This window comes from Massilia sp. BKSP1R2A-1, assembly GCF_050586525.1.
GTDB lineage: Bacteria > Pseudomonadota > Gammaproteobacteria > Burkholderiales > Burkholderiaceae_D > Telluria.
Genome location: NZ_JBOBRE010000003.1, coordinates 188,003 through 208,722 on the forward strand (window position 1 = coordinate 188,003; position 20,720 = coordinate 208,722).

A 20,720-nucleotide genomic window follows, 5' to 3' on the forward strand; every position below is an offset into this window, starting at 1 on the left:
GATCCCAGGTGAAAAAAAAAGCAGCCCGGAGTATAACTTTCTTACGTCTGCATGCGGTCGTTTTTCGGCGTAATGACAATCCGCTTACATCGTGTCCCGGCCCGCGCGCCACCCGCCCCCGAGCGCCTGGATCAGGGTCACGGCCGCAGCCTGGCGGTCGGCCTGCACCTGCACCAGCGAGCGGCGCGCATTGAGCGCCGTGTTCTGGGCCTGCACCACCTCCGAATAACTCACCTGCCCCGCGCGGTAGCGGTTCAGGATCTGCTGCTCGACCTTGTCGGCCGCCTCCGAAGCGACTCGCCGCAGTTCCTGCTGCTGTTCCAGCACGCGCACGGCGGTGAGCTGGTCTTCCACGTCGGCGAAGGCGTTCAGCACCGTCTGGCGGTAGCGCGCGACGGCGGCCTGGTGGCGCGCTTCGGCCCCGGCCACGCCGGCGCGGGTGGCGCCGGCATTGAAGATCGACTGCGCTGCCGACAGGCCGAAGGACCAGGCCGCGCTTGAGGCCGAGAACAGGTCGGAAAAGCGCGCTCCGCCGCTGCCGAGCGAGGCGCTCAGGCCGATGTTCGGAAAGTAGGCGGAACGCGCGATGCCGATCTCCGCGTTGGCGGCGGCCACGTCGCGTTCGGCGGCGGCGATGTCGGGCCGGCGCTGCAGCAGGGTCGCCGGCACGCCCACCGGGATTGCCGGCACGTGTGCCTGCCATGCCGCAGCCGGAGCGAGGGCGAACTCGCTCGGCGCCTTGCCCACCAGGACCGCGATCGCGTGTTCGAATTGCGCGCGCTGGCGCTGCAGGGTCAAGGCGTCGTTGCGCGCGTTGGCCAGCTGGGTTTGCGCCTGCAGCACGTCGGTGCGCGCCACGATGCCGACGTTGTAGCGGTTCTCGGTGATGCGCAGCTCGCGTTCGTAGCCGGCGATGCTGCTCTCGAGCAGGGTGCGCTGGGCGTCGAGCGCGCGGATCGTGAAGTAGTTGGCGGCCACCTCGCCCTGGGCCGACAGGCGCGCGCTGGCCAGGTCGGCGGCGGTCGCCTCAAGGCTGGCCTGTGCGCTGCTCACGCCCGCGCGCAGCCTGCCCCATACGTCCGGCTCCCAGTCGCCGCCCAGGTTCAGGCGGTAGGCCGTGCTCGCGCCCCCGTTGCGTACGCCCGAGCGGTCGGCGCTCAGGCCCAGCGACACGGACGGGAACAGGGCCGCGCGCTCCTGGGCGACGATGGCGCGCGCCTGTGCGTAAGCGGCAACGGCCGCCGCCACGTTCTGGTTCGAGACCTCCACGCTGGCGGCGAGCTCATTGAGGACCGGGTCGTTGAACAGCTGCCACCATGGTCCGCGGTCGAGGGCGTCGGCGGGCGCCGCCGGCACCCAGCCCTGGACTTCCTTGAAGGCGGCCGGCTCGGGCGTCGTGGGCCGCTCGTAGGCGGGCCCCACGGCGCAGCCGGACAGGATGGCAGTGGCGAGGAGAGCGATGGGGTGGAGTCGCATATTCTTCATTATTTTGCAGGGATCGGGTCGGGAGCGTCGGCGTGCCGGGTCAGCTCGTGTTCGTCGGGCTTCTTCTTCCTCAGCTTGTCGAGCAGGACATAGACGACCGGGGTAGTGAGCAGGGTCAGGAGCTGGCTGGCGACCAGGCCGCCGATGATGGCGATCCCCAGCGGCCGGCGCAACTCCGAACCTTCGCCGAAGCCGATCGCCAGCGGCAGCGCGCCGAGCGCCGCCGCGAGGGTCGTCATCAGGATCGGGCGGAAGCGCAGGATGCAGGCCTCGCGCACCGCTTCCGTGGCGCTCAAACCCCTCGCCCGCTCCGCTTCCAGGGCGAAGTCGATGATCAGGATGGCGTTCTTCTTGACGATGCCGATCAGGAGGAAGACCCCGATCAGCGCGATGATCGAGAACTCCATCTTGAACATCAGGAGGGCCAGCACCGCGCCCACGCCGGCCGAGGGCAAGGTGGACAGCACCGTCACCGGGTGGATCAGGCTCTCGTACAGGATGCCGAGCACGATGTAGATGACGATGATGGCGGCGGCGATCAGGAAGGGCTGCTCCTTGTTCGATTCCTCCGCCGCGCGCGCCGTGCCCTGGAAGCTGCCGCGTACATTGGTCGGCATGCCGATCTCGGCCTCGGCCGCCTTGACCGCATCCTGGCCGTCCTCGAGGTTGTAGCCTTCGGCGAGGTTGAAGGAGACCGTGGTCGCGAGCTCGCCGTCCTGGTGGTTGACCGATGTCGGCGTCGAGCTCTCGGCGAAGCTGGCGATCGCCATCAGCGGCACCATGCGGGTGGCGCTGGTCGACAGGGCCGAACCGCTGGAGGGGTCGCGCGCGGCGGTCAGGTTGCCGGAGGCGGAAGAGGTGCCCGTGGACGAGGTGCCGGTGGACGAGGCGCCGGTGGACGAGGCGCCGGCGGCCGTCGTCGACGTGGCCGTGCCGGTGCCCCGCGCCGGCACGTAGACGTCGCGCAGCGCTTCCGGCGACTGGGCGTAGCGCTGGGCCACGCCCATGATCACGTGGTACTGGTTCAGCTCGTCGTAGATATTGGCGACCTGGCGCTGGCCGAAGTTGTTGTACAGGGCGTTGTCGACTTCGCGCGTGGTGATCCCCAGGCGCGATGCCGTATCCTTGTCAATGGTAACAAAGGTCTCGACCCCGTTCTCGGCCTGGTCGGTGTCGACGTCGACCAGGCCCGGCTGGCGCTTCATCGCCTCGGCCAGGCGCGTGGCCCACTGTTTCAGGTCGCCCGCATTGTCGCTTTTCAGGGTGTACTGGTAGGTGGAGTTGCTCGAACGCCCGCCCATGCGCAGGTCCTGCACCGGATTCAGGAAGATCGAGACCCCCGTCACCCTGGCCAGCTGAGGACGCAGGCGGGCGATCACGGCCTGGCCGGCCTCCCCTTCCTTGCGCTCGCTGACGGGCTTGAGGTTGATGAACATGAAGCCGCCGCCGGCGCGCCCGCCCCCCGTGAAGGCGACCACGGTGTCCACCGCCGGGTCCTTGCGGATGATATTCACCAGCTGGCGCAGCTTGCCCTGCATGGCCTGGAAGGAGATGCTCTGGTCCGCGCGGATGCCGCCATTGAGCTGGCCCGTGTCCTGCTGCGGGAAAAATCCCTTGGGCGCCGCCGAGAACAGGTAGACGTTCAGGCCGACCACGAAGACCAGGATCACCATCACCAGGAGTTTACTGTCGAGGGCCCAGTCGAGCGCGTGCTCGTAGCTGCGCAGCACGCCGCCGAAGCTCTTCTCGGACCAGCGCGCCAGCACACCTGGCTTCTTTTCCGTCTTCTCGCGGCGCAGCAGCCAGGCGCACATCATCGGCGTGGTGGTCAGCGAAATGACCAGCGAGATCATCACGGCCACGGAGAGGGTCACCGCGAATTCGCGGAACAGGCGGCCCACCTGCCCGCCCATGAAGAGCAGCGGGATGAACACCGCAACCAGCGACAGCGAGATCGACAGGACCGTAAAACCCACTTCGCGCGCGCCCAGCAGGGCCGCCTTCATGCGGTCCATGCCGGACTCGATGTGGCGCGCCGTGTTCTCCAGCACCACGATGGCGTCGTCGACCACGAAGCCGGTGGCCACCGTCAGCGCCATCAGCGACAGGTTGTTCAGGCTGAAGCCCAGCAGGTACATGACGCCGAAGGTGCCCAGCAGCGAGACGATGGTGGCCACGGCCGGCACCACGGTTGCCCGTATGCTGCGCAGGAAGACGCTCACCACCAGCACCACCAGCACGATGGACAGGATCAGGGTGAATTCGATCTCATGTAATGAGGCGCGGATCGAATTGGTGCGGTCCGAGGCCACCTGCAGGGTCACGTCGCCCGGCAGCTGGGCCTGCAGCGAAGGCAGCAGCGCGCGCACGCCGTCCACCGTCTCGATGACGTTGGCGTCCGGCTGGCGCGTCACCAGCACGATGACGGCCGGCTGGCCGTTGAACAGGCCCAGGGTGTTGATGTTCTCGACGCCGTCGATGACTTCCGCCACGTCCCGCAGGCGGATCGCAGCGCCGTCGCGCCAGGCGACCACCAGGTCCCGGTACTCGGCCGCCGTGCGCCCGCCCTTGCTGCCGGCCGGCTGGGAATAGATCTGGAAGCGGTTGCCCGCGCCCTCGATCGCGCCCTTGGGCCGGTTGGCATTGGTCGACTGGATGGCGGCGCGCACGTCTTCGCTGGAGACGCCGTATTTATTGAGCGCATAGGGCAGCAGCTCGACCCGCACCGCCGGCAGCGAACCGCCGCCGATCTCGACTTCGCCCACGCCTTTCACTTGCGCCAGACGCTGCTGCACCAGGTTCGAGACGGATTCGTAGATCTGGCCGGGCGAACGGGTCCTGGACGTCAGCGCCAGGATGATCACCGGCGCATCGGACGGATTGGCCTTGCGGTAGGTCGGATTGCTGCGCAAGGTCGCCGGCAGGTCGGCGCGCGCGGCGTTGATCGCGGCCTGCACCTCGCGTGCGGCGGAGTCGATCTTGCGGTTCAGGTCGAACTGCAGGCTGACCCTGGTCGAACCGTTGCTGCTGCTTGACGTCATCTCGTTGACGCCGGCAATCACACCCAGGCGGCGTTCGAGCGGCGTGGCCACGCTTGACGCCATCGTTTCGGGCGAGGCGCCCGGGAGCGACGCCGACACCGAGATGGTCGGGTAGTCGACCTGGGGCAGCGGCGAGACCGGCAGCACGAAGAAGGCCGCGATGCCGGCCAGCGCGATCCCGAGCGTCAGGAGGACGGTCGCGATCGGGCGCTCGACGAAGGGCCGCGACAGGTTCATGCGCCGACCTCTTTCGGCTTGTTCGGCGCTTTGCCGGCCCTGCGCCGCGCCAGGCGGTCGAAGGCGAGATAAATCACCGGCGTGGTGAACAGCGTCAGCAGCTGGCTGACGATCAGGCCGCCGAAGATGGCCAGGCCCAGCGGCCGGCGCAGCTCGGCGCCCTCACCCCAGCCCAGCATCAGCGGCACGGCGGCGAACAGCGCGGCCAGGGTCGTCATCAGGATCGGGCGGAAGCGCAGCAATGCGGCCTGGCGGATCGCGTCCAGCGGAGACTTTCCTTCGTCGCGCTCGGCCTCGATGGCGAAGTCGATCATCATGATGGCGTTCTTCTTGACGATGCCGATCAGGAGGATGATGCCGATGATCCCGATCACGCCCAGCCCCTGCCCCGTCACCCACAGGGCCAGCAGCGCGCCGACGCCGGCCGAGGGCAAGGTGGACAGGATGGTCAGCGGGTGCACATAGCTTTCGTACAGCACGCCCAGCACGATGTAGACGCAGACCACCGCCGCCAGGATCAGCCAGAGCTGGTTCGACAGCGAGGCCTGGTAGGCGCCGGACGCGCCCAGGAAGGTCATCGAGACCGAACCCGGCATCTTGATCTCTTCGCCCGCCTCGCGGATGGCGTCCACCGCCGTGCCCAGCGACACGCCTTCCGCGGTGTCGAAGCCGACCGTGGCCGCCGGGTACTGGGCCACGTGGGTGATCTGCAGCGGCGCCTCGGCTTCGCGGATGGTCGCCACGGCCGACAGCGGGGTCGGCTGGCCGGAACCGGTGCGCAGCTGCAGGCGCGACAAGGCTGCCAGGGACATCGCCTCGTCCTGCTGGGCTTCCAGGATCACGCGGTACTGGTTCGTCTCGGTGAAAATGGTCGAGACGATGCGCTGGCCGAAGGCGCTGTACAGGGCGTCGTCGATCGAGGCGGCCGTGATCGACAGGCGCGAAGCGGTGTCGCGGTCGATGTCGATATAGGCGGCCGCGCCGACCGCGCCGGCGTCGGTGGTGACGTTGCGCAGCTGCTTTTTCGTCGCCATCTGGGCCACCAGCTTCCTCGCCCACTCGTTGACGGTGGCGCTGTCGGCGCCCTCGATCGACAGGCGGTACTGGGTCGGGCCGCTTTCGGCGTCGATGGTGAGATCCTGGGTCGGCTGCAGGTAGAGCGTCACGCCGGCCACATTCGCCACCCGGTTGCGCAGGCGCGCCATGATCCCTTCCTGGTCGCCGCGCTCCTCGCGCTTCACGTTGATCAGCATGGTGCCGGTATGCAGCATGGTGTTGTTGGCCGCATCCACGCCCACATAGGAGCTGACCGATTCGACGGCCGGGTCTTTCATGACTTCGGCGATGGCCGCCTGCTGGAGCTTGGCCATCTCGGCATAGGAGATCGACTGGCGGGCCTGCAGGCGGCCCTGCAGCTGGCCCGTGTCCTGGGTCGGGAACAGGCCTTTCGGGATGACCATCCACAGCAGCGCGGTCAGCACCAGGGTGCCCAGGGCCACCAGCAGGGTCAGGCCCTGGCGCGCCAGCACCCAGCCCAGCGCGACATCGTATTTCTGGATCACGCGGTCGAAGAAGGCCTGGGTCTTCTGCGCGAAGCGGCCCGGGCGCTCTTCTTCATGGCTCTTGAGCCAGCGCGCCGACATCATCGGCACCAGGGTGAGCGACACCACCGCCGAGATCAGGATCGTCACGGCCAGCGTCACCGCGAACTCGCGGAACAGGCGGCCCACCACGTCGCCCATGAAGAGCAGCGGGATCAGGACCGCGATCAGGGAGACGGTCAGCGAGATGATGGTGAAGCCGATCTGGGTCGCGCCCTTGATCGCGGCCGCCATCGGCTTCTCGCCTTCTTCGATATAGCGCGCGATGTTCTCGATCATGACGATGGCGTCGTCGACCACGAAGCCGGTGGCGATCGTCAGCGCCATCAGGGACAGGTTGTTCAGGCTGTACCCCATCAGGTACATGATGCCGAAGGTGCCGATGAGGGAAATCGGCACCGCCAGGCTGGCGATCACGGTGGCGCGCAGGCTGTGCAGGAAGGCGAAGATCACCAGCACCACCAGCACCACCGCCAGGATCAGCTCCATCTGCACGTGCTCGACCGAGGCGCGGATGCCGGCGGTGCGGTCGCTCAGGATGTCCATGCGCACCGAGGCCGGCAGGCCCGCCTGCAGCTCGGGCAGGCGCTCCTTGATGGCGTCCACGGTGGCGATCACGTTGGCGCCCGGCTGGCGCTGCACGTTCAGGATGATGGCGGGCTTCAGGTTGGCCCAGGCGCCGATGCGCACGTTCTCGGCGCTGTCGACCACCTTCGCCACCTCTTCCAGGCGCACCGGGGCCCCATTCCTGTAGGCGACAATCAGGTTCTTGTAGTCCGGGACCGTGACCAGCTGGTCGTTGGCATTGATCGCATACGAGCGCGTGGGGCCGTCGAAATTGCCCTTGGCGCTGTTGGCATTGGCCGCCGTGATCGCGGTGCGCAGGGTGTCCAGGCCCAGGCCATAGGAGGCCAGCGCCTCGGTATCGGCCTGGATGCGCACGGCCGGCCGCTGGCCGCCCGAGAGCGAGACCAGGCCCACGCCCGAGACCTGGCTGATCTTCAGGGCCAGGCGGGTGTTGACCAGGTTCTGGACTTCCGTGAGCGGCAAGGAATCGGAGGTGATCGCCAGGGTCAGCACCGGCGCATCGGCCGGATTCACCTTGGCGTAGACCGGCGGCGCCGGCAGATCGGTCGGCAGCAGCGAGCCGCCGGCATTGATCGCGGCCTGCACTTCCTGCTCGGCCACGTCCAGGGTCTGGCCGAGGCCGAACTGCAGGGTGACGACCGACACGCCGGCCGCGCTGGTGGAACTCATGCGCGTCAGGCCCGACATCTGGCCGAACTGGCGCTCCAGCGGCGCGGTGACGGTGCGCGCCATGACCTCGGGGCTGGCGCCCGGGTACAGGGTCTGCACCTGGATGGTCGGGAAGTCCACCTGCGGCAGCGCGGACAGCGGCAGGAAGCGGTAGCCGACCAGGCCGGCCAGCACGATGGCCAGCATCAGCAGGGCCGTCGCAACGGGCCGTTTGATGAACGGGGCGGAGGGGCTCATGGCGCGTCAGTGCGAGCGTGAGTTGAACGCGTGGGCGGAGGACCGCCCACCCTACCGCCGTTATGCCCGCCACTGGCGGCCAGTGAGTTCACCAGCATCATTGCTGCGCCCCTTGCTGGCGACGGCGCTCGCCCTGCCCTTGCTGGCCGCCGCGTGCCCCTTGCGGACGAACGCCCGGCAAGGTCACCTTGGCCCCATCGCGCAGGCGGTCCGCGCCTTCCGTGATCACCTGCTCGCCGACCTTCAGGCCGGTCAGGATCTGCACCTTGTCCACGGTCGCCTGGCCGCGCGTCACGGCGCGCTGCGACACGGTCTTCTCCTTTGCATTGAGCACGTAGACGAAGTCGCCGTTGGCGCCGTGGCGCAGCGCGGTGACCGGCACCACCACCGCATTCTCGATGGTATTGAGCTGCAGGCGCAGGTTGACGAACTGGCTCGGGAACAGCTTGTTGTCGGTGTTGGTGAAGCGGGCCTTGGCGCGCACGGTGCCGGTCTGGACGTCGACCTGGTTGTCCAGCGCGATGAAGGAGCCGCTTGCCAGGGTGTCGGTGCGCGTGCGGTCCAGGGCAATAGCAGGGAGCTTGGCTCCCTGCGCGATACGCCCCTGCAGCGCAGGCACCTGGTCCTGCGGCACGGTGAATTCGACGTCGATCGGCGACAGCTGGGTGATCACGGCCACGCCGTTGGCGTCGCTGCTCCCCACGAGGTTGCCGATGTCGACGGTGCGCAGGCCCAGGCGCCCCGAGATCGGCGCCTTGACCTTGGTGTAGCTCAGGTTCAGCTGGGCCACGCCTTCCGAGGCGCGGTCGGTCATGACGGTGCCTTCCAGCTGCTTGACCAGCGCCGCCTGGGTGTCGACTTCCTGGCGCGCGATGGAGTCCTGCTCCAGCAGGGTGCGGTAGCGGGTGAGCGTGAGGCGCGCGCTTTCCAGCTGGGCCTCGTCGCGCTGGCGCTGGCCGCGCGCCTGCAGCAGGGCCATCTCGAAGGGACGCGGGTCGATCACCGCCAGCACCTGGCCGGCCTTGACCAGCTGGCCTTCGGTGAACTGGATCTTCTGCAGCACGCCCGAGACCTGCGGACGGACAGTGGCCGTCGCCGCGGCCACCACCGTGCCGAGGGCGTCGATGTTCACCGGGATGTCGGTCTGCTCCGCCGTCGCCACGCCCACCGTGGTGGCGGGTGCGCCGCGCCGTCCTCCGCCCGGACCACCGCCCCCCGGCCCTCCCCGCGCAGCGCCGCCCGCGGCGCCCGGCGGACCGCCCGCATCGCCGCCGGCGGGCTGGTGGGTCAGCCGCCACGCCAGCAGGCCCAGGGCGATCATGGCCAGCACCGCGATCACGGTGCCGATGATGCGCCTGCGCTTCCTCGCTTGGGGCGATGGCGGCGGCGGACTGGTGAGGGCGGATTTGGGGGTTGAAGTAGTCGGCTCCATGCTGATCCTTGTTGTTTTTGCCAGAGTGCTATTCGTACAAGACGGACCCGCAAAGCCTAGCATGTCACCTACGACGGATATGTTTCGTAACGTACATTGCGCGCGCCCCTCCTGTTACAAAGCCGGGACTGTCTTCACACCGATTTACACCGTTGCCTCCACAATCGCCGCCGTAAACGCAAAACGGGCGCGAAACACCGTCCGCGCCCGTCTTTCAATTCGTAGCCAGTAGTTACAAACTGGCTACAATTCTTTTCAAGTCTGCTTCCTCAAGGGATGTCGCACAGGCAATGAGTGATGGCCGCGAAAGGCTTGCGGCCGTCCGCCACTTCGTTGAGCCAGGCCATGTCTTGCGCCACCTTGGCCACCGGGCCTGCCGGCAGCGCGTTCTCCAGCAGGCCGAGCTTGACCTGGATGTTGACCGCCTGGACGGTGGATGCCCCCATCATGTTCAGGAAGCGCTCCAGCTTGCCGATCGGACGCTCGACATAGGCCACGCGGTAGTCATTACCCAGCTTGGCGCGCTTCGCGGCCGCCTGCAGGGCATCGCGGTAGCTGCCGAGACGGTCGACCAGGCCGCGTTCCTTCGCCTGGGCGCCGGTCCACACGCGGCCCTGCCCCACTTCGTCGATCTTCGCGGCCGTGGTCTTGCGGGCTGCCGCGGCGCGGGTGGTGAACTCGCCGTAGACGTGGTTGATGCTGCTCTGGACCAGGGAGCCGAAGCGCGGATCGAGCGGGCGCAGCGGGTTGTAGGCGTCGGCCAGCCAGGTGGTGGTATAGCCTTCGGTATGGATGCCCAGCTTGTCGCCTACCTTCTCGGCGGTCGGCAGGATGGTGAACACCCCGATCGAGCCGGTGACGGTGGCCGGGTCGGCGATCACTTCGTCGGCTGCCATCGAGATCCAGTAGCCGCCCGAGGCCGCGACGTCGCCCATCGAGACGATCACCGGCTTGCCGGCTGCGCGGGTGAGTTCCAGTTCGCGCCGGATCAGCTCCGAGCCGTAGGCGCTGCCGCCGGGCGAATCGACGCGCAGCACCACGGCCTTGATCGCGTCGTCCTCGCGCGCCTGGCGGATCAGGTTGGCGGTGGTGATGCCGCCGACCACGCCCGGGCCGCTCGAACCTTCGGTGATGTTGCCCGAGGCGACCACCACGCCCACCGCGTCGCCGAAGGGCCGGGGCTGGTGGCGCTGCAGGTAGTCGCCAAAGCTCACCTGGCGGAAGGACTTGATGCGCTCGTCCCAGGCGCCGCGCTTGACCAGCATCTCGCGCAGTTCGTCGCGGGTCTTCAGGCCATCGACCAGCTTGGCCTGCAGCGCCACCTTGGCCGCGCTGCCGCCCTGCGCTTCCATCTGCTGCGGCAGGGTCTCGATCCAGCCGGCCAGCGCGCCCTTGGGCAGCTTGCGGTTCTTCTCGACCTGGCCCGTGTAGTCCTGCCACAGGGCGTTGTACAGGAAGCTGTCGGCTTCCCGGGCCGCTTCCGAGGGGCCGTTGGCGATATACGGCTCGGCGAAGCTCTTGTAGGTGCCGACCTTGATCAGGTTGACCGTCACGCCCAGCTTGTCGAGGGCGTCGCGATAGTAGTTGCGGCGCCCGCCGAAGCCTTCGATCAGCACCATGCCCATCGGGTGCACATAGACCTCGTCGGCGTGCGAAGCCAGGAGGTAGCGCTTCTGGTCGTAGGTGCCGCCCCAGGCCACCACCTTCTTGCCGGAGGCGCGCACGCGGTCGATGGCCGCGCCGACGTCGCGCAGCATGGCCATGCCGCCGCCGTTCATCTGATCGAGCAGCAGGACCACGGTACTGATGCTCTTGTCCTTGGCCGCCGCATCCAGCACGGTGAGCAGGTCGCGCAGGCGCACCGCGCGCTTGCTGTCGCCGGCCACGCTGTCGAGCAGGGTGTCCTCCAGGCTCGACTGGTAGGTCTCCACCAGGTCACCCTTCAGCTCCAGCACCAGCGCGCTCTTCTCGCCGATCGGCTTGACGCCGCCGGAGGAGAAGATCATCACGATGAGGATCACGAACAGCAGGAAAAGCAGGTTCATGAAGGTGCGGCGGGACACGTCGACCGCATGCCACAGCATGCCGAAGGCGCGCCGCAGCGCACTCAGGGGTTTGAAAGCCATCGAAACTCCGTAATCAAGAATGGTATCGGTTCAGGCTGATGCCAATGCCGCGCCGGGCTTTTCCTTCTGCGAGATCGCGAACAGGCCGGCAAACACCAGTATGCCATTTACTATGAGCAATTCCAGCCCCAGACGATAAGAACCGAGCAAGTGTTCCTGATTGTACTCAAGGAGGGCGCAGAGAATCGGTGCGCCGATCGTAACGTACGGCACCAGGCGGTCCGTCAGGCCGCGGCGCGTCATCATGCCGAAGGCGAACAGGCCCAGCAGCGGCCCGTAGGTATAGGCCGCCAACTTGAGGATGACCACGATCATGCTCGGGTTGTCGGCCGCCTTGAAGCCCAGCACCAGGAAGAGGAAGAGCCCGGCGAAGCCCAGGTGCACGTGGCGGCGCAGCTTTTCCTTGGCTGCTTCCGTGAGGTCGGTGCGGCGCTTGATGCCGAGGATGTCGATGCAGAACGACGACGTGAGCGCCGTGATGGCCCCGTCCGCGCTCGGGAACAGGGCCGAGATCAGGGCGATCAAAAAGATGATCTGCACGGCGGCGGGCAAATGCCCCATGACGACGGCCGGGAAGATCTTGTCGCCGGTGGCCGTCACGCCCACGCTGGGTGCGTAGAGATACAGCAGCCCGCCCAGGAACAGGAAGCTCATCAACACCACCACCAGTACGGCGGTCAGGGTCAGGAGGTTCTTCTGCGAGTCCTTGAGCGTCTTGACCGAGATGGTCTTCTGCATCATCTCCTGGTCCATGCCGGTCATGGTGAGCACGATGAAGATGCCGGCCACGATCTGCTTGAGGAAGAAATTCGGACTGTCGAAGTCGGTGGTGAAGATGCGCGACAGTCCCTGCGACTGCATGGCGTTCAGGCTGTCGGGGATCGACATGCCCAGTTCGCCCAGCAGGAACCAGACGCAGGCGAACAGGCCGAACAGCATGCAGCTGGTCTGCAGGGTGTCGGTCCAGACGATGGTCTTCACGCCGCCCTGGTAGGTGTACATCAGGATCATGCCGAGGATGACCAGGGTCGTGATCCAGAAGGGAATGCCCAGGCTGTCGAGGATGATGGCCTGCAGGATGTTCACCACCAAATACAGGCGCGCGGTGGCGCCCAGCAGGCGCGAGATGATGAAGAAGCCCGCCCCGCTCTGGTAGGAACGGCGCCCGAGGCGCACGTCGAGGTAGTGGTAGATCGAGGTCAGCTGCAGGCGGTAATACAGCGGCAGCAGCAGGTAGGCGACGGCGATGTAGCCGATCACGTAGCCGATCAGGATCTGGGCATAGCCGAAGGCGTCCACGCCCACGGCGCCGGGCACGCTGATGAAGGTGGCGCCGGACAGCGTGGTGCCGACCATGCCGAAGGCGACCAGCATCCAGTTGCTGCTCTTGTTACCGATGAAGAAGCTGTCGTTGTTGGCGTTGCGCGAGGTGGCCCAGGCGACGCCGAGCAGGAGGGCAAAATAGCCGAGGAGGATTGCGAAGAGAAGTGCCGGGGACATGGGGTTCCAGTGCGGGTTGTCGTTTCGCCCAGCAATATACACCGAAGCGAATGCGCCGGAAATGCAATGTCCTTCGTAGGAACATACCTATTGGTTATGCCTTCGTAGGGGTGTTCCAGTCCAGTGGACTGGAACACGCTCCGCCGACCGCGCGTTCAACTCTCGGATGCGCTGTGGCCAAGCATGCCGGAGCTGGACGCGCGCACGGCAAAGCCGTGCACCCTACTTGCACCGCTCAAGCTTCCTCGCCCTTTACCCGCTCGAAGGGCCCGATGCAGGCGTTCATGGTCTCGTCCGCGCACATCAGGAAGATCGCGTTCGAAGGGTGGAAGCGGATGAAATTGGTGGCCGTGGTGCCGGGCTTCATGATGGCGCCGGCGCAGTCCTTCTTGCCGTTGTCCTTGACGATGCGGTCGTCGAGCCGGTAAAAGCCCCTGGCGCTGGGCTTGTCGGGAATGCGGTATTCGCTTTCCGAGACTTCTTCGGCGCTGGTGACGAGGGTGGTGCCGTCCGCGCGGAAGCGGTAGGTTTCATGGCAGCCGAGGTCGGGCAGGCTGAGTTTCCAGATGCCGAGAATGGGATGGTCAGCCGGCGGCGCCGCCAAGGCCGGGTTGGGCAGGCCCAGCGCCGCGCACAGGGCGACGGTGGCGGAAACGACGGCGGCAGGCACACGCATGGCTGGCTCCTCGCGACAGGCGCTTCGTGCGGAGCGGACGCTCCGCCGGTCCGCACCCGGGGCGGACGATGCCATTATGGCATCGCCGCCAGGCTACCGGCGCACGCGCGGTGTCCCTGCCCTGCTCAGCTCTGCTCGGGCGTGGTCTTCGGCTTGGCCGGACGGCGGCTGCGCGGCGCCGCCTTGCGGGCCGGCGCCTTGTGGGCCGGACGGGCCTGCTTCTTGCGGGCCGGCTTGTCGTCCGTCCCGTCGTCCGCTTCTGCCGGCGCCACCTCAAGCTGGGCATCGGCCGGCGCTTCCACCGCCGCCACGTCCGGAACCGGCTCGGCGGCCACCGGCGCCTCGCTGGCCGCTGCCGCCTTCTTCGCGGCCGGCTTGCGCGGCGCGCGGCGGCGTTCCTTCGCGGGCGCCGGGGCCGGCTCCTCCGCGGCGGCGTCCGGCGCCACCTCGAGAGCAGCCGGTGCTTGCGCTGCCTGCGGCTCGGCGGCAGGCGCCGGCGGCACTTCCTCGATCAGTTCCGGCAGGCCCTGCACCGGCTCGGCCTGGGCCGCTTCGCCACGGCCACCCTGCTTGCGCCCGCCACGGCCGCGGCGGCCGCGCTCCGGACGGCCCTCGCCGGCAGGCGCTTCGGCTGCGGGCGCGTCAACGCTCTCCGCCTGCGTCCCGGCTTCCTCGATCGGCGCCTCGGGCACCACCACCATTTCCGGCGCCGGCATCATGACCGGTGCGTTGGCGCTGCGGTAGACATAGGTGCCGGATTTCTCGTCGCGGCCGAATTCGAAGAGGCCGCGCGCCTGCGCTTCCTCGAGCAGGTTGCCGAAGGTGCGGAAGCCGAAATAGGTCTCGTTGAAGTCCGGACGGCGGCGCTTCAGGGTGTCCTTCAGCAGCGAAGCCCAGATCTTGCCGGTATCGCCGCGCTCGAGCACCAGCGCATCGAAGGTCTCGACGACCATCTCGAGGGCCTGCGCCTTGCGCGCTTCCAGTTCTTCCTTGCGCTTGTCGTCGCCGGCCGGGCGGCGTCCGCCTGCCTGCCCCTGCCCCTGGCTCTTCCTCGCTTCGGATTCTTCCTTGCGCTTGGCGGCGGCGCGGTTCTTCTCGCGCACCAGGTCATCGTAGAAGATGAATTCGTCGCAGTTGGCCACCAAGAGGTCCGAGGTCGACTGCTTGACGCCGACGCCGATCACCTTCTTGGCGTTCTCGCGCAGCTTGGAGACCAGGGGCGAGAAGTCGGAGTCGCCCGAGACGATCACGAAGGTGTCGACGTGGGACTTGGTGTAGCACAGGTCGAGCGCGTCGACCACCAGGCGGATGTCGGCCGAATTCTTGCCGGACTGGCGCACGTGCGGGATCTCGATCATTTCGAAGTTCGCCTCGTGCATGGCGGCCTTGAAGCCTTTATAGCGGTCCCAGTCGCAATACGCCTTCTTGACGACGATGCTGCCCTTGAGCAGCAGGCGCTCCAGCACCGGGCGGATGTCGAATTTTTCGTAGTTGGCGTCGCGTACGCCGAGCGCGACGTTTTCGAAGTCGCAGAACACCGCCATGCTGATGTTGTCGGAAGAAGCCATGAATGAATTGTTTCTGTTGGTGAAAGGGAAAACTGAACCGGATTATACGCAACCCGCTCCGCTTTGCTTCCCCTCCGGTGCGCCATGCGGGCCGCATGGGCGGCGGCCACGAGAACGCCGCTGGTCTCCCGGCTCACAGCCGGGCCAGGGTCTCGTCGTCCGGCTCGCCGCCGAAGTACTTGTCGATGCAGTCCTGGAACACCGCCTCGTCCGGCGCCACGTCGGCGAACAGGGTCATCGAGGAACGGAATTTCAGGTCGTCCGGGTGGCCGAAGATCTGGTTCACCGTACGTCCGTCGAGGCTGTCCACGATGGTGGCGCATTCGCGCAGGCGCGGGCCCAGCACCGGGTGGGCCAGGTAGGCGGCCGCCTCGTCGCCCGAGCGGATGGCGTAGCGCCGCGCCATCTCGCTGCGTCCCAGGCCATCGAGCTGCGGAAAGATGAACCACATCCAGTGCGTGCGCTTGTGCCCGGCGCGCAGCTCCTTGAGCACCGTGGCATAGACCGGCGCCTGCGCCTGGACGAAGCGCTCCAGGTCGAAATCGGTTTCCATCGTATCGTCCTCCTCTCGCGAGGATGCTACAACGCCCTTCCTGTCTGTTAAAGTGCGCTACGCATGGATACGAATACCGCTCCCCTCGCCCTGCTGCTCGTCCGCGAAATGCCATATGGCAAATACAAAGGACAGAAGATCGCCGAGCTGCCCGGCCACTACCTGGCCTGGTTCGCCCGCGAAGGCTTCCCGCGCGGCGAGCTGGGCCAGCTGCTCGCCCGGATGTACGAGCTCGACCACAACGCCCTGCGCGGCCTGCTCGACCCGCTGCGCGGGCGCTGAACAGGGCTTGACGCTACCCTAGGGCAACAGTTCGCCCCGCCCCCCTGCCCTTGCGTCTATACTAGGGGCATCGCAGACTACCGCGCCACGCGATGGAAAACCAAACTTCCGCCACACCACTCGTGCTGGTCGTCGAGGATGACGAGCACATCGCCCAGGTCCTGCGCTTCATGCTCGAGCGCCAGGGCTACCAGGTCGTGCACCTCGCCGACGGCCGCGCCGCGAGCGAACATTTCGCCGCCGACCAGGTCCGTCCCGACCTGGTGCTGCTCGACGTCATGCTGCCCTACGTCGACGGCTTCGAGCTCGTGCGCCTGGCGCGCGAGCGCAGCGACTGGGCCGGGGTGCCGATCCTGATGCTGACCGCGAAGAACACCGAGCGCGACACCGTGCGCGCACTCGACGCCGGCGCCAACGACTTCGTCATCAAGCCCTTCCAGCCGAACGAACTGCTGGCGCGCGTGCGCCGCTTCCTCAAGACCGGGCCATGAGCGCACGCGCCTCCTTCCTGCGCCGGGACTGATGGGCGCCAGCACCTCCTTCGTCACGGTCGCGGTCTGGACCGGCACCATCGCCCTGGTCCTGACGCTCCTGCTCGCCCTGCAGATCGTCCAGCTGCGCGTCGCCCTGCGCCGGCGCGAACGGCTGGCCGCCGGCGCCGTGGCCAAATGGCGGCCGCTGCTGAACCAGGCCATCGTCGGCGAGGAGCCGGCGCTGCCGCAACTCGCCGCGCGCGAGCGCCTGCCCTTCCTGCACCTCTGGGCCCACCTGCAAGGTTCGCTGCGCGGCGATGCCGCGGAGAGCCTGAACCGGGTCGCCCGCCGGCTTGGCGTGGACACCTTGGCCCGTACCATGCTCGCACGCGGGGCGCGCGACGAGCGCCTGCTCGCGGCCCTGGTGCTGGGCCACCTGCGCGACCGCGCGGCCTGGGACCAGCTGCTGCCGCTGGCGCGCATCGGCGACAGCGCGCTCTCGCTGACCGCGCTCTGGGCCCTGGTGCGGGTCGATCCGCAGGCCGCAGCCGACTACCTGACGCCGCTCTTCGTCGAACGCGAGGACTGGGCCCTGTCGCACGTGGCCGGCATCCTGCAGCAGGCGGCCGGGCCGGTGGCGCTGGTGCTGGCGCGGCTGCTGCCGCAGCTCTCCGAGGAACGCCTGCCACGCGCCCTGCGCATCGCCGAATCGCTGCGCGTTCCGCTTCCGGGCGGCGCCCTGGCCGGGGCCCTGCGCAGCAACTCGCCCGCCGTCGTGGTGGCCGCCCTGCGCGGCGTCATCGCGCCGGACAGCATCGAGGACGTGCGCCGCCTGGTCGCCCACGAGGACTGGCAGGTGCGCGTGCAGGCCGCGCGCGCCCTGGGCCGCATCGGCGAGCGCGAGGACGCGGCGCGCCTGACCGCATTGCTCGCCGACCCGCAATGGTGGGTGCGCTACCGCGCCGCCCAGGCCCTGCGCGAACTGCCCCTGCTCTCGCGCGCCGACCTGGAAGAAGTACGCGCTTCGCTGACCGACCGCTTCGCCCTGGACATGCTGGACCAGGTACTGGCCGAGGAGGCCGAATGACTCACACCAACTGGGGCCAGTTGCTGGTGGACTTCACGACCTGGTTCGTGTTCTGCTACTTCATCGCGCTCAACGGCGGCTACCTGATGCTCAACGCGATCGCCCTGCGCACCCTGCGCATCAAGGGGCAGGAGCTGTTCATGGCCGACCTGCCGCGCGCCTACTCGGGCCTGGAGCCGCCGGTCAGCATCCTGGTGCCGGCCTATAACGAGGAAGCGACCATCGCCGCCTCGATCCGCTCGATGCTGCAGCTCAGCTACGCGGAATTCGAGATCGTGGTCGTCAACGACGGCTCGAAAGACGGCACCATGGAGGTGCTGGGGCGCGAGTTCGGCCTGCTGCCCTTCCCCGAAGCCTACCGCCGCCAGATCCCGACCGCCGAGGTGCGCCAGGTCTACCGCTCGACCCGCTACCCGAACGTGCGCGTGATCGACAAGGACAACGGCGGCAAGGCCGACGCCCTGAACGCCGCCATCAACGTCTCGCGCTATCCGCTGGTGTGCGGGGTCGATGCCGACTCGATTCTGCAGCGCGACAGCCTGGCCAAGGTCACCGAACCCTTCCTGCGCGACCCGACCGTGGTGGCCGCCGGCGGCACCGTGCGGGTCGCCAACGGCTGCCAGGTCAGCGGCGGTTTCCTCACCAAGGTCGGGCTGCCGCGTAACATCTGGGCCCTGTTCCAGGTGGTCGAGTACCTGCGCGCCTTCCTGTTCGGCCGCCTGGGCTGGTCGGCCATGAACGGCATGCTGATCATCTCGGGCGCCTTCGGCGTGTTCCGCAAGGACGCCGTGGTGATGGCGGGCGGCTACCGCCGCGACACCATCGGCGAGGACATGGAGCTGGTGGTGCGCATGCACCGCCTGCTGCGCGCGAAGAAGCAGCCCTACCGCATCGAGTTCGTGCCCGATCCGGTGTGCTGGACCGAGGCGCCGGAAGACTACCGGACGCTCAAGAACCAGCGCGTGCGCTGGCAGCGCGGCCTGGCCGAGAGCCTGAACGCCAACTGGGGCCTGGTGTTTTCGCGCAATGGCGGCGTGCCGGGCTGGGTCGCCTTCCCCTTCATGCTGCTGTTCGAGTGGCTCGGCCCCCTGGTGGAACTCGGCGGCTACGCCTTCATGCTGTGGGCCTTCTTCACCGGCCTGATCTCCTGGCAAGCCTTCGGCGCCTTCCTCTTCGTGGCGATCGGCCTGGGCATCCTGCTGTCGGCCTCCGGCCTGCTGCTGGAAGAGATGTCCTTCCACATCTACCCGCGCGGCAAGCAGCTCCTGATGCTGGGCCTGGTGGTGATCCTCGAGAACTTCGGCTACCGCCAGCTCAATGCCGTGTGGCGCCTGACCGGCCTGTACCGCTGGGCGATGCAGAAGGAGTCGGCCTGGGGCGCGATGCGGCGCAAGGGCACGTGGAGCGAAGCCGGAAAATGAAAGCCCTGCTCCTGCTCCTTCCCCCCCTCGTCTTCATGAGCACATCCGCCCACGCCGCCTTCCTGCACCTGTGCCCCGTCGATGCGGCGCCGAAGGGCGGCGTCTCCGCCGGCGCCTCCGGGCCGGACGGGACCGAGCTGCGCTTCGTCGTCAATGACGCACGGTCCCTGCCCGGCTGCCGCACGCTTGGCCTGGGTGCGGCCCAGGTCGAGACCCTGCAGGTGCTGGGCCGTTCGGCCCGCCCCGCCACCACCATCCTGCTGCAGGGCGCCGAGAAGGACGGCCGCTTCGCGGTCAGCGAACAGACGCTGCTGCCCGATGTATCCCCCGGCGGCGGCGCGCCGGCGCCAGGCCCGATGCCCGTGCGCGCCAACCTGCTGGCCGGGATGACGGTGCGCAGCTACGGCGTGGAGGAGCGGGTGCAGGCCAGGCTGGAGAACGGCCGGCTGCGTATCGATTGCCGCGCCGGCAGCCGCCCGGCCGGTGTGCTGCTCACGGGCCCCTGGTACCTGCCGCGCGCCCGCGCGGCGCTGCGCGCCAGCTACTCCGGCAGCGGCGCCTTCGCCTGGCAGGTCGCGGACGCGGCCCAAGCGGCGCGCGAATCGGCGCTCGACATGGGGCAGCTCGGCGCGTCGACCGGGCCGGCCGATGCGCGCTTAACCCTGCCCGAGCGCCTTGACCGCGGGAGCTGGCGCCACTTCGTGCTGGCCTGCCCGGGAACGCAGGCCACGCTGGACCTGGACGCGCTCACATTGGAACCGCAGGCGCAGAAGCAAGTGGCGCTGCGCTCGACCTGGATCTGGGACCGCAGCGAATGGCGCGAGCGCGGCGACGCCCTGCTCGACTGGGCCGCGCGCGAGGGCATGAAAGAACTCTTCATCGTGGTGACGCTGGAAGACGGCAGGGTCAAGGAGCCGCAGCCCCTCGGCGCCTTCATCCGCCGCGCGCGCGAACGCGGCGTCGCCATCAGCGCCGTCGAGGGCGACCCGCACATGGCCTTGCCGTCCCAGCGCGCCGCCACCGCCGCGCGGGCGCGCGCCTATGCCGACTACAACGCGAAGGCGGAACCGGCCGCGCGCCTGGCCGGCATCCAGTTCGACATCGAGCCCTACCTGCTGCCCGAACACGTGCTCCCGGCCGCCCGCCTGGAGACGGAATACCTGGCCACGGCGGCCGCGCTGCGCGAAGCGGTCGGCGCCATGCCGCTGGAATTCGTCGTGCCCTTCTGGTGGGACGACCGGCGCGCGCTGCTCGACAGCCTGGCCAGGCACGCCGATGCGCTCTCGGTGATGGACTACCGCACCGAGCCGCAGCAGATCGTCGAATTCGCCGTGCCCTTCCTCGACTGGGCGGCAAACCACGGCAAGCGCGTGCGCATCGCGCTGGAGGCCGGACCGCTGCCCGAGGAAACCCAGCGCCGCTACCGGCGCGCCGGCAAGGACGAAGCCGGCGACATGCTGCTGCTTGCAATCGAAGGCCAGCAGGTGCTCGCCCTGCTGCGCAAGCCGCTCGCCCTGCCGGGAGCGCAAGCCTACAAGCTCGCCGGAGCCCGCCACATCGACGGCTCCAGCACCACCTTCCACAAGAACAAGGACGCGCTACGCACCCTGCTGCCGCGCCTGGAGGCGGACTTCAGCGCCTGGCCCGGCTTCGGCGGCATCGCCCTCCACGAGTGGCGCTAGCTGCGAACTTCGGGGTGAATTTCAGTGCCTGGCCGGGCTTCGGGGACATTGCCGTGCACGAG

Annotated in this window: 14 protein-coding genes; 5 read left to right on the top strand and 9 right to left on the bottom strand. The window is 68.1% G+C overall.

What is annotated here, in order from left to right; genetic code table 11:
- Positions 1-84 precede the first annotated feature (84 nt).
- The 9 genes from ACQ7JA_RS06455 to ACQ7JA_RS06495 all read right to left on the bottom strand — a co-directional run bounded on the left by ACQ7JA_RS06455 (position 85) and on the right by ACQ7JA_RS06495 (position 15,713).
- Entirely contained in the window at positions 85-1,485 is a 1,401-nt protein-coding gene (locus ACQ7JA_RS06455) for an efflux transporter outer membrane subunit (RefSeq protein ID WP_430895720.1), read from the bottom strand.
- Positions 1,485-4,763, bottom strand: a complete 3,279-nt coding sequence (locus tag ACQ7JA_RS06460) for an efflux RND transporter permease subunit (RefSeq protein ID WP_430895722.1) — start codon at positions 4,761-4,763, stop codon at positions 1,485-1,487. The genes ACQ7JA_RS06455 and ACQ7JA_RS06460 overlap by 1 nt, the downstream gene beginning before the upstream one ends.
- Positions 4,760-7,858: an efflux RND transporter permease subunit gene (locus tag ACQ7JA_RS06465; protein ID WP_430895724.1), complete on the bottom strand. Its 3,099-nt coding sequence runs from the start codon at positions 7,856-7,858 to the stop codon at positions 4,760-4,762. Before ACQ7JA_RS06465 ends, ACQ7JA_RS06460 begins: the two co-directional genes overlap by 4 nt.
- Before the next feature lie 97 nt (positions 7,859-7,955).
- Positions 7,956-9,290 (bottom strand): efflux RND transporter periplasmic adaptor subunit, encoded by a 1,335-nt coding sequence (locus ACQ7JA_RS06470; RefSeq protein ID WP_430895726.1) that lies wholly within the window; start codon positions 9,288-9,290, stop codon positions 7,956-7,958.
- Between the two features lie 269 nt (positions 9,291-9,559).
- Complete coding sequence (sppA, locus tag ACQ7JA_RS06475) at positions 9,560-11,416, bottom strand: signal peptide peptidase SppA (protein WP_430895728.1); 1,857 nt, start codon at positions 11,414-11,416, stop codon at positions 9,560-9,562.
- 30 nt (positions 11,417-11,446) lie between these two features.
- Positions 11,447-12,916: a sodium:solute symporter gene (locus tag ACQ7JA_RS06480; protein ID WP_430895730.1), complete on the bottom strand. Its 1,470-nt coding sequence runs from the start codon at positions 12,914-12,916 to the stop codon at positions 11,447-11,449.
- A 235-nt stretch (positions 12,917-13,151) separates the two neighbouring features.
- Positions 13,152-13,592 carry a hypothetical protein gene (locus tag ACQ7JA_RS06485; RefSeq protein WP_430895732.1) on the bottom strand — a complete coding sequence of 147 codons (441 nt, stop codon included), beginning with the start codon at positions 13,590-13,592 and terminating at the stop codon, positions 13,152-13,154.
- 125 nt (positions 13,593-13,717) lie between these two features.
- Complete coding sequence (locus tag ACQ7JA_RS06490; RefSeq protein WP_430895734.1) at positions 13,718-15,160, bottom strand: NYN domain-containing protein; 1,443 nt, start codon at positions 15,158-15,160, stop codon at positions 13,718-13,720.
- Positions 15,161-15,293: 133 nt separating this feature from the next.
- Positions 15,294-15,713, bottom strand: a complete 420-nt coding sequence (locus tag ACQ7JA_RS06495; RefSeq protein WP_430895736.1) for a DUF1810 domain-containing protein — start codon at positions 15,711-15,713, stop codon at positions 15,294-15,296.
- A gap of 63 nt (positions 15,714-15,776) precedes the next feature.
- On the opposite strand from ACQ7JA_RS06495, the gene ACQ7JA_RS06500 reads away from it, so the two are divergent.
- The 5 genes from ACQ7JA_RS06500 (at position 15,777) to ACQ7JA_RS06520 (ending at position 20,658) form a co-directional block, all read left to right on the top strand.
- On the top strand, positions 15,777-15,995 hold the full coding sequence (locus ACQ7JA_RS06500; protein ID WP_430895738.1) for a DUF3820 family protein: 219 nt from the start codon (positions 15,777-15,779) through the stop codon (positions 15,993-15,995).
- A gap of 92 nt (positions 15,996-16,087) precedes the next feature.
- On the top strand, positions 16,088-16,486 hold the full coding sequence (locus tag ACQ7JA_RS06505) for a response regulator transcription factor (RefSeq protein ID WP_430895740.1): 399 nt from the start codon (positions 16,088-16,090) through the stop codon (positions 16,484-16,486).
- 31 nt (positions 16,487-16,517) lie between these two features.
- On the top strand, positions 16,518-17,555 hold the full coding sequence (locus ACQ7JA_RS06510; protein ID WP_430895742.1) for a HEAT repeat domain-containing protein: 1,038 nt from the start codon (positions 16,518-16,520) through the stop codon (positions 17,553-17,555).
- On the top strand, positions 17,552-18,976 hold the full coding sequence (locus tag ACQ7JA_RS06515) for a glycosyltransferase family 2 protein (protein ID WP_430895744.1): 1,425 nt from the start codon (positions 17,552-17,554) through the stop codon (positions 18,974-18,976). Before ACQ7JA_RS06510 ends, ACQ7JA_RS06515 begins: the two co-directional genes overlap by 4 nt.
- Positions 18,973-20,658, top strand: coding sequence for a hypothetical protein (locus tag ACQ7JA_RS06520; RefSeq protein ID WP_430895746.1), 1,686 nt, complete (start codon positions 18,973-18,975; stop codon positions 20,656-20,658). The genes ACQ7JA_RS06515 and ACQ7JA_RS06520 overlap by 4 nt, the downstream gene beginning before the upstream one ends.
- The last annotated feature ends 62 nt before the right edge of the window (positions 20,659-20,720 follow it).

Excerpts from the sequence above, each read along its gene's own strand:
- ACQ7JA_RS06455 (WP_430895720.1), bottom strand. The coding sequence starts at position 1,485 with ATGAAGAATATGCGACTCCACCCCATCGCTCTCCTCGCCACTGCCATC.
- ACQ7JA_RS06470 (WP_430895726.1), bottom strand. The coding sequence starts at position 9,290 with ATGGAGCCGACTACTTCAACCCCCAAATCCGCCCTCACCAGTCCGCCG.
- ACQ7JA_RS06515 (WP_430895744.1), top strand. The coding sequence starts at position 17,552 with ATGACTCACACCAACTGGGGCCAGTTGCTGGTGGACTTCACGACCTGG.
- ACQ7JA_RS06485 (WP_430895732.1), bottom strand. The coding sequence starts at position 13,592 with ATGCGTGTGCCTGCCGCCGTCGTTTCCGCCACCGTCGCCCTGTGCGCG.
- ACQ7JA_RS06520 (WP_430895746.1), top strand. The coding sequence starts at position 18,973 with ATGAAAGCCCTGCTCCTGCTCCTTCCCCCCCTCGTCTTCATGAGCACA.
- ACQ7JA_RS06505 (WP_430895740.1), top strand. The coding sequence starts at position 16,088 with ATGGAAAACCAAACTTCCGCCACACCACTCGTGCTGGTCGTCGAGGAT.
- ACQ7JA_RS06460 (WP_430895722.1), bottom strand. The coding sequence starts at position 4,763 with ATGAACCTGTCGCGGCCCTTCGTCGAGCGCCCGATCGCGACCGTCCTC.
- ACQ7JA_RS06495 (WP_430895736.1), bottom strand. The coding sequence starts at position 15,713 with ATGGAAACCGATTTCGACCTGGAGCGCTTCGTCCAGGCGCAGGCGCCG.
- ACQ7JA_RS06500 (WP_430895738.1), top strand. The coding sequence starts at position 15,777 with ATGGATACGAATACCGCTCCCCTCGCCCTGCTGCTCGTCCGCGAAATG.
- sppA (WP_430895728.1), bottom strand. The coding sequence starts at position 11,416 with ATGGCTTTCAAACCCCTGAGTGCGCTGCGGCGCGCCTTCGGCATGCTG.
- ACQ7JA_RS06510 (WP_430895742.1), top strand. The coding sequence starts at position 16,518 with ATGGGCGCCAGCACCTCCTTCGTCACGGTCGCGGTCTGGACCGGCACC.
- ACQ7JA_RS06490 (WP_430895734.1), bottom strand. The coding sequence starts at position 15,160 with ATGGCTTCTTCCGACAACATCAGCATGGCGGTGTTCTGCGACTTCGAA.
- ACQ7JA_RS06465 (WP_430895724.1), bottom strand. The coding sequence starts at position 7,858 with ATGAGCCCCTCCGCCCCGTTCATCAAACGGCCCGTTGCGACGGCCCTG.
- ACQ7JA_RS06480 (WP_430895730.1), bottom strand. The coding sequence starts at position 12,916 with ATGTCCCCGGCACTTCTCTTCGCAATCCTCCTCGGCTATTTTGCCCTC.